This window comes from Prosthecobacter debontii (assembly GCF_900167535.1).
Classification (GTDB): Bacteria; Verrucomicrobiota; Verrucomicrobiia; order Verrucomicrobiales; family Verrucomicrobiaceae; genus Prosthecobacter; species Prosthecobacter debontii.
Window position 1 is genome coordinate 378,877 of record NZ_FUYE01000005.1, and the last position, 14,825, is coordinate 393,701.

The following is a 14,825-nucleotide window of genomic DNA, read 5'->3' on the forward strand; positions in this document are numbered from 1 at the left end:
ACCATGATGCTCAAATCCCTTTTTCAATTCGCTCTCGTGAGCCTCTCTCTGTGGGCTGGCCTCGCTCGTGCTGCTGAGGCTCCGCCTAACATTGTATTCATCCTTTCGGATGATCAAGCCTATACCGATTACGGTTTCATGGGGCATTCGCTGATCAAGACACCGAATTTGGACAAGCTGGCCGCCAGCGGTGCTCTATTCACTCGGGGGTATGTGCCCACGGCATTGTGCCGCCCCTCCCTAGCCACGTTGGCTACGGGGTTGTATGCTCATCAGCATAAGATTTCGGGCAATGATCCGGCACCCTCACTGGCGAAGCCTGATTCGCCCGAGTATAACGATCTTCGGAATCGCCTGATTCAGCACATGGATGCGCTGCCTAATCTGCCCAAGCTCTTGGTCGAGCGCGGCTATCTGGCGCATCAGTCAGGCAAGTGGTGGGAGGGGTCCTACAAGCGGGGTGGTTTCACCCATGGCATGACGCGTGGCTTTCCTGAAAAAGGCGGCCGTCATGGTGATGATGGTCTGAAGATCGGCCGGGAAGGGCTGCAGCCCGTATTTGACTTTGTGGACCTCGCTCAGAAGGAACAGAAACCTTTTTACCTGTGGTATTCCCCCTTCATGCCACACACACCGCACAATCCGCCGGAGCGTTTTCTGGCCAAGTATCGCGACAAGGTGGACTCGCTCGAAGTGGCCAAATACTACGCCATGTGTGAGTGGTTTGATGAAACCTGCGGACAGCTTCTGGACTACCTGGATAAGAAAGGCCTGACCGAAAACACCTTGGTTTATTACATCTGTGACAACGGCTGGATACAGGACCCCCATAGCAAGAACTATGCACCACGGTCAAAGCAATCTCCCAATGAAGGTGGCATCCGCCAGCCAATCTTGATCAGTTGGCCGGGGAAGATCAAACCCGGTAAGTATGACGATCTCGTGAGCAGCATCGATTTGGTGCCGACTCTGCTCAAGGTGGCCGGTGCTCGTGTGCCGGAGAATCTTCCCGGTCTGGATCTTATGCCTCTGATGACGGAAGGGAAGAAGCTGGAGAGGGACACCTTGTATGGTGAAGGCTTCGATCACGACGTCGCGAACGTGGATAAACCCGAACAGAGTCTTCTGTATCGCTGGGCCATCGAAGGACAGTGGAAGCTCCTGCTCACCTATGATGGCGAGTTGAGCCGCCGTTATGCCAAGAGCCATCCTCGGGAAGAGAAACGCCCACAGCTCTATGACTTGAAGGCCGATCCTGAAGAAAATCACAATGTCGCCAAAGAACATCCCGAGATCGTCAAGCGCTTGGCAGACAAGATCGCTGCGTGGTGGCCGGTGACGGAGAGGAAGGTATTCACCGAATGGAGCGACGAACCGAAGGAGTGGTCAGCCGCAGAATGAAACCCATGTCACGATTTCATCTCGCTCTTCTCGTTGGGACGCTGGCCTTGCAGGCACTGCCCTCCCTAGCAGCGGTTAAGCAGCCTAACATCTTGTTCTTCTTTGCAGATGATCAGCGCTATGACACCTTGAGTTGTTCAGGGCACCCGATTGTGCAGACACCGACGATTGACCGTCTGGCGTCTCAAGGGGTGCGCTTTGAAAACGCCTTTGTCACCACACCGATCTGCTGGGTGAGTCGAGCCATCGTCTTAACGGGCCAATGGGCACGCACGCATTCGCAACCCGATGCGGTGCCCACGGTGAAACCGAGTTCGTTACCCACTCTCTTGCCTTTAGTCCTCCGATCGGCGGGTTACCGCACAGGTCATTTCGGCAAATGGCACTTCAAGGGACCCGCAGGCTTCGATCCCGCCGCTCAGTATGATGAATACGAGATGATCGGGCGAAACCCGTATTTCAAAACGATGCCGGATGGCAGCAAGCGCCATGAGACCGACATCGTTGCGGATAAAGGCATCGAGTTTCTCAAGTCACAGCCGAAGGACAAACCCTTTGCCCTTAACTTGTGGTTCAATGCGGCCCATGCCGAGGATAGCGATCACCGTCCGGGCATTGGTCTGTATCCTTGGCCTCAGTCCACGGATGGACTCTATGACGATCGCTCCATTCCGCCGCCGCCCTTGGGAACTCCCGAGATCTTTGAACGGCATCCGCAGTTCCTTAAAGACAGCCTTAATCGTGAGCGATTCTTTTGGGGGTATGACACCCCGGAGAAATATGAGATCAATGTGCGGGCCTATTACCGCATGATTAGCGGCATCGATAAGGCGGTAGCCCGAGTGTTGAAGGCATTGGAAGAAGCAGGGCTCGCTGACAATACCATCATCGTTTATAGCGCGGACAATGGTTACTACTTGGGGGACCGGGGCTTTCAGGGCAAGTGGTCCCACTATGAGGAATCTCTGCGAGTGCCGTTGGTGATCTATGATCCGCGCTTGCCTCGGGAAAAGCGCGGAAGAGTGGTTTCCCCGATGGCTTTGAATGTGGATCTTCCGGCGACCCTGGTGGATTGGGCTGGGGTGAAGAAACCCACGGCTTATGAAGGCAGCAGTCTGGTGCCGATTGTCGAAGGCAAGGAGGTTCCAGATTGGCGCACACACTTCTTTTGTGAGCATCTGGACCTCGCACCCACGCTGACCTGGGAAGGTGTCCGGGGGGATCGGTATGTGTATGCGAGATACTTTGATCAACAACCGCCCTTCGAGTTCCTTCACGATCTGAAGACGGATCGTGATGAATTGAAGAATCTGGCGAATGATCCTGCTCAGGGGGAAGTGCTCAAAGAAATGCGAGCGCTCTGTGATCGTGAAATGAATGCGCGAGGAGGGGCGCTCCTGCCGATCGAGCGGCGGCATGCTAAGAACCCTGCGGCGATCAGCAAGAATGCACCGAAAAAGAAGAAGCTGAACTGACTCGTTTTGTTTTACCAACCATGAAACTCTCCATTTTTCTCCTGTTAAGCAGTGGCCTCTGGGCTGGGCTCGGGCAAGCACACGCGGCTGAGGCCTCCGCCAAGAAACCGAACGTGCTGTTCATCGCCATTGACGACATGAACGATTGGATCGGCACGCTCGGCGGGCATCCGATGGCGAAAACGCCGAACATCGATAAGCTCGCAGCTCGCGGTACGGTTTTTCTCAATGCGCACTGCAATGCGCCTTTGTGCAATCCTTCGAGAACAAGTTTGTTGTTAGGCCTGCGTCCCACGACGACCGGCGTGTATGGATTGGCTCCGTGGTTTCGCACGTTGCCTGAGTGGAAAAATCGTGTGGCATTGCCCCAGCACTTTGCCAATAACGGCTACCTGACGGCTGCTACAGGCAAGATTTATCACGGCGGCACCGGTGGAGGCGGTGGGGGAAAAGGTGCCAAGGCAGCCGCGAAGAAACAAGGGCAGGGGAAAGCTGCTGCAGATGCTGGAATGCCGCCCGAGTTTCAGGTCACGGCACCCTATGGCGGCGTCGGCACAAAGCCTCCCAAGAAGCTGATCCCCCCCACTCCGATGGGGGATCATCCCGCGATGGATTGGGGCGTGTGGCCTCTGGACAACGATGACAGCTCCAAAGGGGACTATCAGGTGGCTTCCTGGACGGCGGAGCAGATCAAGAAGGCCCCCAAAGACAAACCCTTCTTCATTGCGGCGGGGTTCTTTCTGCCGCATGTGCCCTGCTATGCCACGCAGAAGTGGTTCGATCTTTATCCTGATGACGACAGTGTTTTGCCTCCGGTGCTGGAGGGAGATCGCAAAGACACACCGCGTTTTTCCTGGTATCTGCATTGGGAATTGCCCGAGCCGCGTTTGAAGTGGGTGAAGGAAAACAACCAGTGGCGCAATCTGGTGCGCAGCTATCTGGCCTGCACCAGTTTTATGGATGCTCAGGTCGGGCGCCTGATCCAGGCATTGGAGGAAAGCGGTCAGCTTGATAACACCATTGTGGTTCTCTGGGGAGATCACGGCTGGCATCTGGGTGAAAAAGAGATCACCGGTAAAAACACCTTGTGGGATCGGGGCACCAAGGTACCTCTCATCTTTGCCGGTCCTGGCGTGACGGCGGGGGGACGCACCCAGCAGCCTGCGGAGTTGCTGGATATCTATCCCACCTTGATCGAGTTGGCTGGCCTGCCTGCACGAACGGATCTGGAAGGCATCAGCCTCATCCCTCAGCTCAAAGATGCCCTAGCTAAACGTGAGCGTCCTGCGGTCACCAGCCACAACCAGGGGAACCACGGCGTGCGCAGTGAAAACTGGCGCTACATCCACTATGCCGATGGCAGCGAGGAGCTCTATGACATGCAGAAGGACCCGAATGAGTGGGAAAACCTAGCCGGTAAGCCTGAGTATGCGAAGGTGATTGAAGAGCATAAAAAATGGCTACCCAAGATCGATGTGCCGCCCGCACCCAACAGTGCCAGCCGGGTGCTGACTTATGACAAGGCCACCGATGAAGCCGTCTGGGAAGGCAAGACGGTGAAACGCAGCGATCCCATCATTGAGTAAACATCGGAGTCATGCGCAGTTTGCTTTTCACCGGGCTTCTCAGCCTCTTCGGGGGCCTAACCGTACAAGGACGGGATCGGCCTAACATTGTATTCATTTTGGCCGATGACCTGGGCGGGCATGATGTGGGTTGTTACGGTAGCACCTTTCATCCCACACCGCATATCGATGCTCTGGCGAAAAAAGGTCTGCTGTTCACGCAGGCGTATTCGGCCAGTCCATTGTGCTCACCCACGCGGGCCAGTATTCTGACGGGGCAGGCTCCGGCACGGCTTGGCATCACGGCACCGGTTTGCCATGTGCCCGAGGTGATCCTGGAGAAACGGTTGGTGAAAGCCAATCCAACCGCGAAGATACGGGTGGCGGACTCTGTCACCCGGCTGAAGACTGAGTATCCGACCTTGGCAGAGGTGCTCCGGGCAGCAGGCTATCGCACCGGACATTTTGGCAAATGGCACCTGGGGCCGGAGCCTTACTCGCCGCTGCAGCAGGGCTTCGAGGTGGATCTTCCTCACACACCGGGGCCAGGGCCGGGCGGAGGCAACGGTTACTTCGCCCCCTGGACCTATTGGAAAGGACAAGGTCAGCCGGGAGATCACATTGAGGATCGTATGGCGGAGGAGGCCGTGAAGTTTATGCGAGCGCATCGGGATGAACCATTCTTTCTTAATTACTGGGCCTTCAGCGTGCATTCACCCTGGATGGCTAAGGAGGAGTATATCGATGAAGCAGCCTCACGTGCCGATGCCGAGGCTGGCCAGCACAATCCTCTCTATGCGGCCATGATTCGCAGCCTGGATGATGCCGTGGGGAGGCTGACCGATGGCTTGGAGGAGCTGGGCATTGCCGATCGCACCCTGGTCATCTTCACCAGTGACAATGGGGCTTGGCACAATGTGCCCAAGGAAGCGACCAAGAGTGGCCGCTACAGCAAGATACCTGTGACCAGCAATGCTCCCTTTCGCAGTGGCAAAGCCAGCATCTATGAAGGTGGCACGCGGGTGCCGCTGATCATGCGCTGGCCAGGCCACATCTCGGCAGGCGCTACGACGGAGCAGGTGGTGCAGAGCACGGATTTCTTTCCGACCCTGCTGGAACTTTTAACGCTGCCTTGGCCTAACGAACTGCGTTTCGATGGTGTGAGTTTCGCCTCAGCGTTGAAGGGCGCCGTCAGCCCACGTGAGCCGGTTTTCTGCCATTTTCCGCATGGTGGACGCAGTGATATCGAGGGCTTTGCCCCCAGCACGTCTGTCCGGCGCGGAGATTGGAAACTCATTCGCTTTTATGCGGCGGATGAGCTGGGTAAAGATCGCTTGGAACTGTATGATCTCAAAAGCGATGTGGGTGAGCAGCACGACGTGAGTCGCAGCCATCTTGAACTCGTGCAGGAACTCAATGGCCAGATCACCGATTATCTCCAGAAGACGGAAGCCGTGGTGCCGGTGGCCAATCCGGGTTATCGGCCCAAGGCCACGGTGGGCCAGCGGCAGGTCGGCATCTGGAGCCATAGCCAGGACACCCGTTTTCCACCCGCGACTGAGGCGGCAATGCTGTCGCTGGAGAGCCTTGGGGGCGATCCATGGATGGCCACGACGGCGCTCCCTACCGGTACGAAAGGCCCCTTCATCCTGCGCCTGACTCTTCGTGGCGATGCCAAGGGCAATGGCGTGCTGTATTACCGCCGCACGGCGCAAGAGCCTTTTCTGAAGGAGCGCAGCCTGCCCGTGTATGCTGCGCTCAGCTCAGACTGGCAGAAGCACGAGGTGAAGATCCCCGTGCAGGAACTGCATGCCCTGCGGCTGGACCCTGCCAATGGCAAGGGAAACGTGCAGATCCAGTCCTTGACCCTGCATGATGGTCAGGGCCATTTGATCCGAGACCTGCTCCAGAATCCGCAAGCTCCATGAAACGATTGTTATTGATCCAGTTAGGTGTGGGTTTGATTTTGAGCCTCACACCAGCATGGGCGAAAGCGCCTAACATTCTTTTGATCTACAGCGATGATCATGGCTGGGCAGATCTGGCCATTCAGGGGGTGGACCCGGATATACGCACTCCGAACCTGGACCAACTAGCCCGGGATGGCGTGCGGTTCAGTCGAGGTTACGTCAGTGCCCCCCAGTGTGTGCCTTCCCGTGCGGGAGTGATTACAGGCACGCATCAGAACCGATTCGGGGTGGAGGATAACCGCCTCGGCCCGTTGCCGCTGGATGTGCTGACGCTGCCTGAGCGACTCAAAGGCGCAGGCTACATCACCGGGATGTGTGGCAAGTGGCACCTGGATCTGGCCGGAGAGAAAAAGCGTGGGCAAAAGTCTGAGCCGCTGATCACCCACATGCCGCAGGCGCACGGCTTCGATGAATACTGGCGTGGGGAGATGCGGCAGTATTATGCCTCGCATGATCTGGCGGGGAATCCTTTGCCGAAGGCTCCGGTGCTGGTGCAAGACCCCCGTTTTCGTGTCGTGGTGCAGACGGAAGCGGCACTTTCCTTTCTCAATCGACGGGCACAAAAGCCTGAGCAACCGTGGTTTCTCTACCTCGCGTGGTATGCCCCACACGTGCCATTGGAGTCCCCCGAGCCCTGGTTTTCTCAAACTCCGACATACCTGCCCAAGGAACGTCGGCAGGCTCTGGCCATGATCGCCGCCATGGATGACGGCCTGGGGCAACTGCGGGCGAAGCTGAAGGCGATGGGGGTGGAGAAGGACACGCTGATCTTCTTCATCGGTGACAACGGCGCTCCCACCAAAAAAGGGGCGTGGAATGGCTCGCTGAATCGGCCGCTGATTGGAGAAAAAGGCATGCTTACCGATGGCGGCGTGCGGGTCCCCTTCCTGGTTTGCTGGCCGCAGACACTGCCGGGTGGAAAGGTCTATGCGCAGCCGGTGGTCAATCTGGATGTAGCGGCGACGGCGGTGGCCCTCGCTGGGCTGCCCCATGATGCCGCCCTGGATGGCGTGGATCTGATGCCTTACCTCACCCAGGAGAAGTCCGGCGCTCCCCATGAGGCTCTGTTCTGGCGCTGGCGCAGTCAGGCCGCCGTGCTGGAGTTTCCTTGGAAGCTCATCCAGCTCGGTGCGGAAAAACCGTTCCTTTTTGACGTAACACAGCCGGACGGTGAAACCCGGGATCTCGCAGCACTGCATCCAGAGATGGTGGCCCGCCTGCAGCAGCGTCTACAGACCTGGAGCCTGGGCCTCAAACCTGCGGGTGCGGCGGAGGCGTTCAATGCCCAGGACTTGCTGTTTTATCAGGACCATATCGGGGCTCTCGTAAAGCATGTGCAGGAACCGAATGCAGCCGTGAAATCAGCAGACGACCTTCCTGGCTCCATCCAAGGCTGGCTCTGTCGTAACGGCACCCTGAAGCTGGGAGAGGAGGGCCTGACCTGGACTCCGGCTTCCACCCAGGCCAAGCCTTTTCTCACTCACAGTAAGCTGGCCGTGCCTGGACCTGTAGAACTGAGGTTGAAGGTCAAAGCGGGAAAGGGCGGCTCCGGCCAAGTAAGTTGGCGCACGCAGAAAGACCCTGATTTTACGCGAGAACAGGTCAAGTCCTTTGTTTGGCCTTCCTCGGAAGAGTGGGCAGAAATCACCCTGGCGCTGCCCGTAACGGCGCAGGATAGGCTCATCCATCTGCGTCTCACCCCACCCGCAGAAGGGAAAGAGATGGCTCTTCAGCAGGTGGAAATCCGGGCGCGTGACACCATGAAAGCCCGTTGGGATTTTGGGCCGTGAATCTGGGGTATTTTGTTCTTGGGCTGCTGTTTTCCTTTGCTAGAGTGCGCGCGCATGAGCCCCTCTTCGAAGATGAAACGCCCCTCCTCCATCACGGTGGAAGAGTTTTTCAAGACCAACGAAAAGGCCCTCAAGCTGCGTCTGATCGGTAGCGATGTGGGTTTTAAGCGGAAAATCTCCGAGCCTTCCGTCAATCGCCCTGGACTGGCTTTGTCGGGCTTTTTCACCTACTTCGCTTACAAGCGGGTGCAGATCATTGGTAACTCGGAGTTTTCCTTTCTGGAAGGGCTAGACCCCAAGCTGCGTGCGGCTCGGTTCAGTCAACTTTGCACCTGGGACATCCCCTGCCTCGTTGTGGCACGCGGACATCGGCTGAGTGAGGATCTGGTGGCGATTGCCAATGAAGCGGGCATTTCCGTCTTTCAGACCAGCATGATCACCATGAAGTTCCTGAATGCAGCCACCATCAAGCTGGAGTGGGCCTTCGCGCCCACGATGCTGGTGCATGGCTGCCTCGTGGACGTGCAGGGCATCGGCGTGCTCATTCAGGGGAAGAGCGGCTGCGGTAAGAGCGAGAGCGTCATCGGCCTGCTCCAGCGCGGCGGTAGCCTCGTGGCGGATGATGCGGTGCGTTTGCGCCTCGTCGAGGAGCGGGAGATCGTCGGTTCCGCCCCCGAGATGACCCGGAACATGATCGAAATCCGCGGCTTGGGTATCCTGAATGTCGCCGCTTTGTTCGGCGTGGGCTCTGTGCGCATGAGCAAGCGCCTGGATCTGGCGGTAAATCTCGTGCATTTAGCAGAGTCCCATGACCTGGAACGCGTGGGCATGGCCAGTCAGAGCACCGAGATCATGGGGCTAACCATTGCTAAAGTGGATATCCCTGTCGCCCCTGGGCGAGATGTGGCCGGCCTCATCGAATTGGCCGCCCTCAACTACAAGTTGCGCACTTTTGGTTACAATAGTGCGGTCGAGTTTGATCAAAGGTTGTTGAAAAAAATGGCAGACGACCAGATAGGTTAACCCGGCCAGCCAACCCCACCCGCATGACACTCTCCAAAGACCTCACGATCCGAAACAAGATGGGCATGCATGCCCGTCCGGCGGCGCAGTTCGTCAAGCGGGCCAGCAAATACAAATGCGACATCTGGGTGGAAAAAGACGATGAACCCGTGAACGGCAAGAGCATCATGGGCCTCATGATGCTGGCCGCAGGGCGTGGAGAAACCATCAAGCTCACTACCGAAGGCGTGGACGCCGAAGCCGCGATGGCCGATCTGGAGGAGCTGATCGCGACGGGCTTTGGCGATACGGAGTAAGAAAAATTCTTTTTAGATCGCTCCTTTTGTCATGGGGTGGAGCTTTCGTCCTTGTTTGCGACATTCATCGTCTCGTGAGAATCGAAGCACGACGAGTTTTTGGGTACTGAAGTGTCGGGGGAAACTTTTCTTTTTCTACTGAGACGTTAGACCCACCTGATGAAATAATGAATCAAATTCATGGGCAAGATCGAGCCCGCTCCTCACCCCAGCTCTTTCGCTGCGCGAAAGGTGAGGTGGGGGGCGTGAGGGGCCTGTTTCTATCCTCTCATTTCATGAGGGCCTCAGACATCAGCGCGGCCTGGAGGGCCGCTGGATTCAGCCCAGGCCGCAAGGCCTGTGAACCCGGCGGTCAGGGATGATCAACCCACGTCGCGCTCTGAAGGAGCGCGGGAACGGCAGGCACGTTTCCACATCCCATTCCCTCTCCCGCGACCCTTCAGGCCGCGACCTTTGAGAGGTGGGTCTCTTCCCACCCACCCAGGGCTTGCTTCGCATCGCACTGGGCTGAATCCGGCGATCCTTTGGACCGCAAGGCCCTCTGATACCCGCCTGACGAAATAACGCTTCACATTCGTGGGGTGAGGAGCGAGATGAAAGGTTTTACCACTTTAAATTTCACTTTGGTAGTATGGGTTAAGCCGAAGAAACACCCAGGGGCATAGCTCAGTTGGTAGAGCGTATCGTTCGCAATGAAAAGGTCCGGGGCGAATCCCCGTGTCTCCACTGCTGGGGCTGCCATTCCAAGGAAAATCCACGTGTAGTGGGTGTTAGCGCCCTGCGGTGACCACCATCTGCAATGGATCATTCGGCGAGGTGAAGCCCGGAGGTCGAAGTAGGGGTAGTCAAAGGTCTGAATTTGGAGTGGGAAGATGTGTAGATGATCGCAGGCCACGCAATCTCTCACGAGAAAACACCGCGCCTCGATCCCCGGGGCACATCTATCAATCATGGAGAGGGTTTGAGCAAGCCTTTGAGACGCTCCGTTAAGTCTGGATCTGGAATCCATTCGCTATTCGCTATTGTCCAAATGAGTATGGGTTCCTTCGCAGCATCTTTGCTCGCAAGGCCCCATGATATTTTTAAACGACCATTTAATTGGGCGGTTGTGACAGTTAAGTGGTCTCCCTGAGAATGATTGAAACGAAGAAACGCCTCCCAATCAGCAGGCAGTTTTTGGTTTAGTTGGGCATATTTTGCCAAGGAATCGACGACGAGGATATCCGTCGCGTTGTTACTAGGATCAATAAGCGACTCTCTGACAAAGAGAACCACTACAGCAACCAAGATCACAGCCGCAAAAACTGAAAGAATAATTTTCATCAAAGAGTATCCAACATCGGAGTTTAGAACGAGTCACCGCGATGCGCCCCAGAGCATCCACTTTAAAAATCGTAGCTTCTTCTCCCACAAGTTGCAAAGCTTGCAGCAGAGACGCAGACATCTACCTCGCAGTCTCACAGGCAAAGGCCATCAGCTACGTGCTGAACCTGTGGGATAAACTCAGTGTTTACCTGCGGGACGGTCGTGTTTGCATCGACAACAACCGGATCGAAAATGCGATCCTCCCCAGTGCCATCGGCAAAAAGAACTGGTTGTTCATGGGAGATCCCAAAAGCGGTGATCGCGCCGCCGTATTCTACACGCTGATTGGCAAGTGTCACCGCGAAGACATCACCGCGGAGGCCTATCTGACCGACCTCTTCACACGGCTGCCCACCGAGACCAACGGGAGCTCATAAGAGCCAGGATAGTAAAAAACGACTGCGGATCATGGAGACCTTCTCAATCCTGGGTCAGAATCGAGTGCTTAGACTGATGTTCTTTGGCAAAAAGGTGTTTGTATAACTCTTTGGCCGTGGGATCGCCGCGATAATACGCGATCCGTTGCCAGCATTGCGCTTCGGCTCTTTCGGCAGCATGCCCATCCTCGAGATGCCCAGCGAGTCCAATCATCGCAGCCGTATTCCCCTGCACAGCACCTAGCCTGATCCATTTGAGCGCCTCTTTCTCTCGCTTCTCATGGACATAGTGATGGTAGAGCCGCATCGAGCCTTCACGATCCCCTGACAGAGCCGCCTGTTCGACTGTTTTTACAATCTCGGGAGCAATTTGCCCCGTTTGATCACTGATGGCGTAATCATAGCTCCGTGCTCGACTCGCCCGACTAGGAGCTGAGCAGCTTAAAGACAGACCCACTAGGCATAATGTAATGACGCATTTCATAGTTCAAGGAACTATAGGCCTAGGATTCATTACGGATCCAAAAAAAGAGACATATACAGGTGTTGAAAATGTCGAGTTCTCTTCTGCAACATATGAGAAACGCCAGCAGTACGTTGAAGATACCTTTGATACATTGACACTATATAACTTATAATAGGATTGAAAATCGCCTAACGCTCGTTTTGATTTATAGTATGCCGTAGCTATCGATAAAATCAAGATAATTACAACCACCGAGAAGACTGCTAGTAATTTATTCATTAGTATCTAATTCTTAATGGAATACCCATCCTCTCGCACGCGGCGTTAGCTTTTTTGAATGCAAATTCATTACTATGTTTTCCACCATCCAAGTCGACCTTAGCCCGACCCAATAATTCATGCGCCAAAATCATTCCCAAATTGGGAGCTTGAGGCCCTACCGCTGATTCGTATGTTCCCCAGAAATCCGAAGGTTCAATCATGATTGTCCCCCCACCTCCGTTTGCTGGCTGAAATGTTCCGCCCTGACTAAAAGCCATTTCACCTGTCCGAGTAATAATATACGGTTTATCAGATTTAATTAGGGCATCAAGAGTCCGTTCTATCTCTCCATCATCTGGGTATGGCTCTCGTTGTAAGTTCCATTTTAAATCTTTGGATCCGTCTTTCAATGACAATTTTCCTTTTGTCCAGCTTTGGATGGCCGCAAGTATTTCTGCTCGATCAGCAGCTGTTGGACCATATACATTTATATATAATCCTAGCGGATCAATTGCATCCAGCGGCCCGTTCCCCGCATACCCATACAAATTAATTCCGCCAACCTCCTGAATGGGATCCTCACTGATCCAGCGGCCAGTCACCGAGTCATAAGCACGGTAGGGAGCTAGGTGGAGATCACTTTTCTCATGGTAATAGTGACCCGTGTAACGGAAGTCCGAACTGTGCGGGTAAAGATAAGGCAGTCCCAGATAGGTGGCTGCCAAGTAGTTTTCTACGGCCAGACGGTTGGCCGTGCTCAGAGCACCGATTCATACCACTACCTCCGCAATGTCTCCATGAAAGAAGCCTTCTCCCACTCCAGCCTCCACCAGCAAACAGCCCAGGACATATTTGGGGGCATTCCATACTTCCGTGGAGCGAGTCACCGTGGCGCTTTGGCTTCTGCCGCTGCTGTTACGGCTGTGCAAGGTCAGCGAGGCGGAATAATTCCAGGGGGGTGCACCTCAAGAAGATGATAACCGCAGCTTGTCACAGGTGTATTTGTCCTCAATAGAGGTGGGTGCATGTTAATGGCGTTTACTTTTGTTGAAGCTGGCATGGGAGGAAGTTCCTGCTATAGGTTGTCACTGTTAAATCGGTCCTATCCCAACGTCGTCTAAATTAAAGTTTTAAATTCAAAAGAGAGGCTAATGACTCTGCAGTTAATCCATCATTATTTTTAATATTTTTGTTAGCCCCATATTTTATTAACACATCTATTACAGCTTGATTATTTTGCTCAATTGCATCATGGAGAGGAGTGGAACCGCCTTCCCCTTGAAAGTTAATATTAGCACCAGCGGCTATTAGCATTTGAACGGATTCAACATTTCCCTGCGTTGCGGCAATATTCAAGGGAGTATTGCCAAAGATGCCCACGCTATTGACGTTTATGGGTTTATTTGCGTAACAAAACTCCGGTAGATCATCCATGTCAGAAAGAACTTGAGTCACATTCATTTTAATTGGGGCAGTTAATTTTGATGAATTCTTCTAGAGCCTGAATAGCTATCTTCAAGTTATCAATTTCCTTTTGGTGAGACGGGTCTGGTGCATCATACCATTTATTTGAGTATTCTTGCCTCATTCGCAAGCAGTCCTTATTTCTTTGTAATTTCCATCTAGCTGTTGCACATGGATCAAGGTTTTTCGGGTTTGGCTCAGTACACCTCTTTTTGTAAGCTGCTCTTTCTTGTGCTTGAGCTTTTTTACGTTCAATATCGGCAGCCATAGTCGCGGCCGCTGCTAAGCCCGCCGCCTCATCAAGCATACCGTACTGAGCCAGAGTAGTGAGCGTAGCTGTACCAGCGGGCGTCTGTACACTTGTTTGTAGTCCAAGCTCGTCTATTGCAACCAAAGGCTTGTTTTGCACATACCCATACAAATCAATTCCGCCAGCCTCCTGAATGGGATCCTCACTGATCCAGCGGCCAGTCACCGAGTCATAAGCACGGTAGGGAGCTAGGTGGAGATCACTTTTCTCATGGTAATAGTGACCCGTGTAACGGAAGTCCGAACTGTGCGGGTAAAGATAAAGCAGTCCCAGATAAGTGGCTGCCAGGTAGTTTTCTACGGCCAGACATTTGTCACTGCTGACCGCACCGATGCATACCACCACCTCGGCGATGTCGCCATTGAAGAAACCTTCGCCCACTCCGGCCTCCACCAGCAAACGGCCCAGGACATATTTGGGGGCATTCCATACTTCCGTGGAGCGAGTCACCGTGGCGCTTTGGCTTCTGCCGCTGCTGTTACGGTTATAAAGGGTCAATTCTGAGTCTCGCCTTTCCCTGTCACAGCTCTCCGAGCGGAGGACGCGTGCGATGCGTTTCCTGCTTAATGGGGGTCACTTTTTTTCATCTTCTTTTTATAGCGATTGAAGTCCGCCTCTAAACGTCGCACGGTTGACTTCAAAGTTGGCAATTTCTGATTTGCGCTAAATATTAAACTTCTAATGTGAGGCAAGTTTAAAACCTCGACGAATATAGCGCTCCTCCCCAATTCAAACTGCTGAATCGCATCATCCATGTCCTCCCTAGAGCGTGTTATGAACTCTTGAGAAGAGGGAGCTAAGCATCAGCACGGCAAAGGCCAGCCAGTGGATGCCCGCCAGGGAGGTCGTCAAGCGTTCATAGTCTCTTGCCAGACGCCGGAACCGCGCTGACCAAGCAAATGAGCGCTCTACCACCCAGCGCCTGGGCAGTAGCACAAAGCCCTTCTTGGCTTCTTGAAGTTTCACCACTTCCAGCCTGATGCCCTCTGTTTGGGCAGCTTCGGCGGGCTGCTCTCCTGTGTAACCTTGATCCACATAGGCCAACTCCACCTTCTCTCCGGT

15 protein-coding genes and 1 tRNA gene are annotated in these 14,825 nt (G+C 54.5%); 9 read left to right on the top strand and 7 right to left on the bottom strand.

All coding sequences use genetic code 11. From position 1 onward, the window contains the following. Nucleotides 1–3: 3 nt before the first annotated feature. From B5D61_RS10260 to B5D61_RS10300, 8 genes are all read left to right on the top strand, one after another. On the top strand, nucleotides 4–1,401 hold the full coding sequence (locus tag B5D61_RS10260) for a sulfatase family protein (protein ID WP_078813284.1): 1,398 nt from the start codon (nucleotides 4–6) through the stop codon (nucleotides 1,399–1,401). Nucleotides 1,402–1,406: 5 nt separating this feature from the next. Then, entirely contained in the window at nucleotides 1,407–2,876 is a 1,470-nt protein-coding gene (locus B5D61_RS10265; RefSeq protein ID WP_139373177.1) for a sulfatase family protein, read from the top strand. A 20-nt stretch (nucleotides 2,877–2,896) separates the two neighbouring features. Next, nucleotides 2,897–4,462, top strand: coding sequence for a sulfatase (locus tag B5D61_RS10270; protein WP_078813286.1), 1,566 nt, complete (start codon nucleotides 2,897–2,899; stop codon nucleotides 4,460–4,462). An 11-nt stretch (nucleotides 4,463–4,473) separates the two neighbouring features. Then, nucleotides 4,474–6,369, top strand: coding sequence for a sulfatase (locus B5D61_RS10275; RefSeq protein WP_078813287.1), 1,896 nt, complete (start codon nucleotides 4,474–4,476; stop codon nucleotides 6,367–6,369). After that, on the top strand, nucleotides 6,366–8,201 hold the full coding sequence (locus B5D61_RS10280) for a sulfatase family protein (protein ID WP_078813288.1): 1,836 nt from the start codon (nucleotides 6,366–6,368) through the stop codon (nucleotides 8,199–8,201). Before B5D61_RS10275 ends, B5D61_RS10280 begins: the two co-directional genes overlap by 4 nt. A gap of 72 nt (nucleotides 8,202–8,273) precedes the next feature. Next, the gene (gene hprK, locus B5D61_RS10285; RefSeq protein ID WP_245846520.1) at nucleotides 8,274–9,224 is read left to right on the top strand and encodes an HPr(Ser) kinase/phosphatase; all 951 of its coding nucleotides are present in this window, start codon (nucleotides 8,274–8,276) and stop codon (nucleotides 9,222–9,224) included. A 23-nt stretch (nucleotides 9,225–9,247) separates the two neighbouring features. Next, nucleotides 9,248–9,520 carry an HPr family phosphocarrier protein gene (locus tag B5D61_RS10290; protein ID WP_078813290.1) on the top strand — a complete coding sequence of 91 codons (273 nt, stop codon included), beginning with the start codon at nucleotides 9,248–9,250 and terminating at the stop codon, nucleotides 9,518–9,520. A gap of 656 nt (nucleotides 9,521–10,176) precedes the next feature. Beyond that, a tRNA-Ala gene (locus B5D61_RS10300) sits at nucleotides 10,177–10,246 on the top strand. A 222-nt stretch (nucleotides 10,247–10,468) separates the two neighbouring features. On the opposite strand, the gene B5D61_RS10305 is transcribed toward B5D61_RS10300, so the two are convergent. Continuing rightward, a complete protein-coding gene (locus B5D61_RS10305) occupies nucleotides 10,469–10,843 on the bottom strand; it encodes a hypothetical protein (protein WP_078813292.1) in 375 nt (124 codons plus the stop codon). 41 nt (nucleotides 10,844–10,884) lie between these two features. Between B5D61_RS10305 and B5D61_RS10310 the strand changes: the two genes are divergently transcribed. Next, entirely contained in the window at nucleotides 10,885–11,262 is a 378-nt protein-coding gene (locus tag B5D61_RS10310) for an IS66 family transposase (RefSeq protein WP_078813293.1), read from the top strand. A 43-nt stretch (nucleotides 11,263–11,305) separates the two neighbouring features. Here B5D61_RS10310 and B5D61_RS25665 read toward each other — a convergent pair whose 3' ends face one another. The 6 genes from B5D61_RS25665 to B5D61_RS10340 all read right to left on the bottom strand — a co-directional run. Beyond that, on the bottom strand, nucleotides 11,306–11,746 hold the full coding sequence (locus B5D61_RS25665; protein WP_139373178.1) for an SEL1-like repeat protein: 441 nt from the start codon (nucleotides 11,744–11,746) through the stop codon (nucleotides 11,306–11,308). A 260-nt stretch (nucleotides 11,747–12,006) separates the two neighbouring features. After that, nucleotides 12,007–12,714 carry an RHS repeat-associated core domain-containing protein gene (locus B5D61_RS10320; protein WP_217698958.1) on the bottom strand — a complete coding sequence of 236 codons (708 nt, stop codon included), beginning with the start codon at nucleotides 12,712–12,714 and terminating at the stop codon, nucleotides 12,007–12,009. A 45-nt stretch (nucleotides 12,715–12,759) separates the two neighbouring features. Next, nucleotides 12,760–12,918 carry a hypothetical protein gene (locus tag B5D61_RS26230; protein WP_176159337.1) on the bottom strand — a complete coding sequence of 53 codons (159 nt, stop codon included), beginning with the start codon at nucleotides 12,916–12,918 and terminating at the stop codon, nucleotides 12,760–12,762. A 193-nt stretch (nucleotides 12,919–13,111) separates the two neighbouring features. After that, the gene (locus B5D61_RS10325; RefSeq protein ID WP_078813296.1) at nucleotides 13,112–13,450 is read right to left on the bottom strand and encodes an ankyrin repeat domain-containing protein; all 339 of its coding nucleotides are present in this window, start codon (nucleotides 13,448–13,450) and stop codon (nucleotides 13,112–13,114) included. A gap of 1 nt (nucleotide 13,451) precedes the next feature. Beyond that, complete coding sequence (locus tag B5D61_RS10330) at nucleotides 13,452–14,261, bottom strand: RHS repeat-associated core domain-containing protein (protein WP_245846521.1); 810 nt, start codon at nucleotides 14,259–14,261, stop codon at nucleotides 13,452–13,454. Between the two features lie 264 nt (nucleotides 14,262–14,525). Then, on the bottom strand, nucleotides 14,526–14,825 hold a 300-nt coding region (locus B5D61_RS10340; RefSeq protein WP_139373179.1), incomplete at its 5' end, for a transposase.

What these genes read in the sequence shown, in the direction of transcription:
- B5D61_RS10260 (WP_078813284.1), top strand. Translation starts at nt 4, where the DNA reads ATGATGCTCAAATCCCTTTTTCAATTCGCTCTCGTGAGCCTCTCTCTG.
- B5D61_RS10265 (WP_139373177.1), top strand. Translation starts at nt 1,407, where the DNA reads ATGTCACGATTTCATCTCGCTCTTCTCGTTGGGACGCTGGCCTTGCAG.
- B5D61_RS10270 (WP_078813286.1), top strand. Translation starts at nt 2,897, where the DNA reads ATGAAACTCTCCATTTTTCTCCTGTTAAGCAGTGGCCTCTGGGCTGGG.
- B5D61_RS10275 (WP_078813287.1), top strand. Translation starts at nt 4,474, where the DNA reads ATGCGCAGTTTGCTTTTCACCGGGCTTCTCAGCCTCTTCGGGGGCCTA.
- B5D61_RS10280 (WP_078813288.1), top strand. Translation starts at nt 6,366, where the DNA reads ATGAAACGATTGTTATTGATCCAGTTAGGTGTGGGTTTGATTTTGAGC.
- hprK (WP_245846520.1), top strand. Translation starts at nt 8,274, where the DNA reads ATGAAACGCCCCTCCTCCATCACGGTGGAAGAGTTTTTCAAGACCAAC.
- B5D61_RS10290 (WP_078813290.1), top strand. Translation starts at nt 9,248, where the DNA reads ATGACACTCTCCAAAGACCTCACGATCCGAAACAAGATGGGCATGCAT.
- B5D61_RS10305 (WP_078813292.1), bottom strand. Translation starts at nt 10,843, where the DNA reads ATGAAAATTATTCTTTCAGTTTTTGCGGCTGTGATCTTGGTTGCTGTA.
- B5D61_RS10310 (WP_078813293.1), top strand. Translation starts at nt 10,885, where the DNA reads ATGCGCCCCAGAGCATCCACTTTAAAAATCGTAGCTTCTTCTCCCACA.
- B5D61_RS25665 (WP_139373178.1), bottom strand. Translation starts at nt 11,746, where the DNA reads ATGAAATGCGTCATTACATTATGCCTAGTGGGTCTGTCTTTAAGCTGC.
- B5D61_RS10325 (WP_078813296.1), bottom strand. Translation starts at nt 13,450, where the DNA reads ATGAATGTGACTCAAGTTCTTTCTGACATGGATGATCTACCGGAGTTT.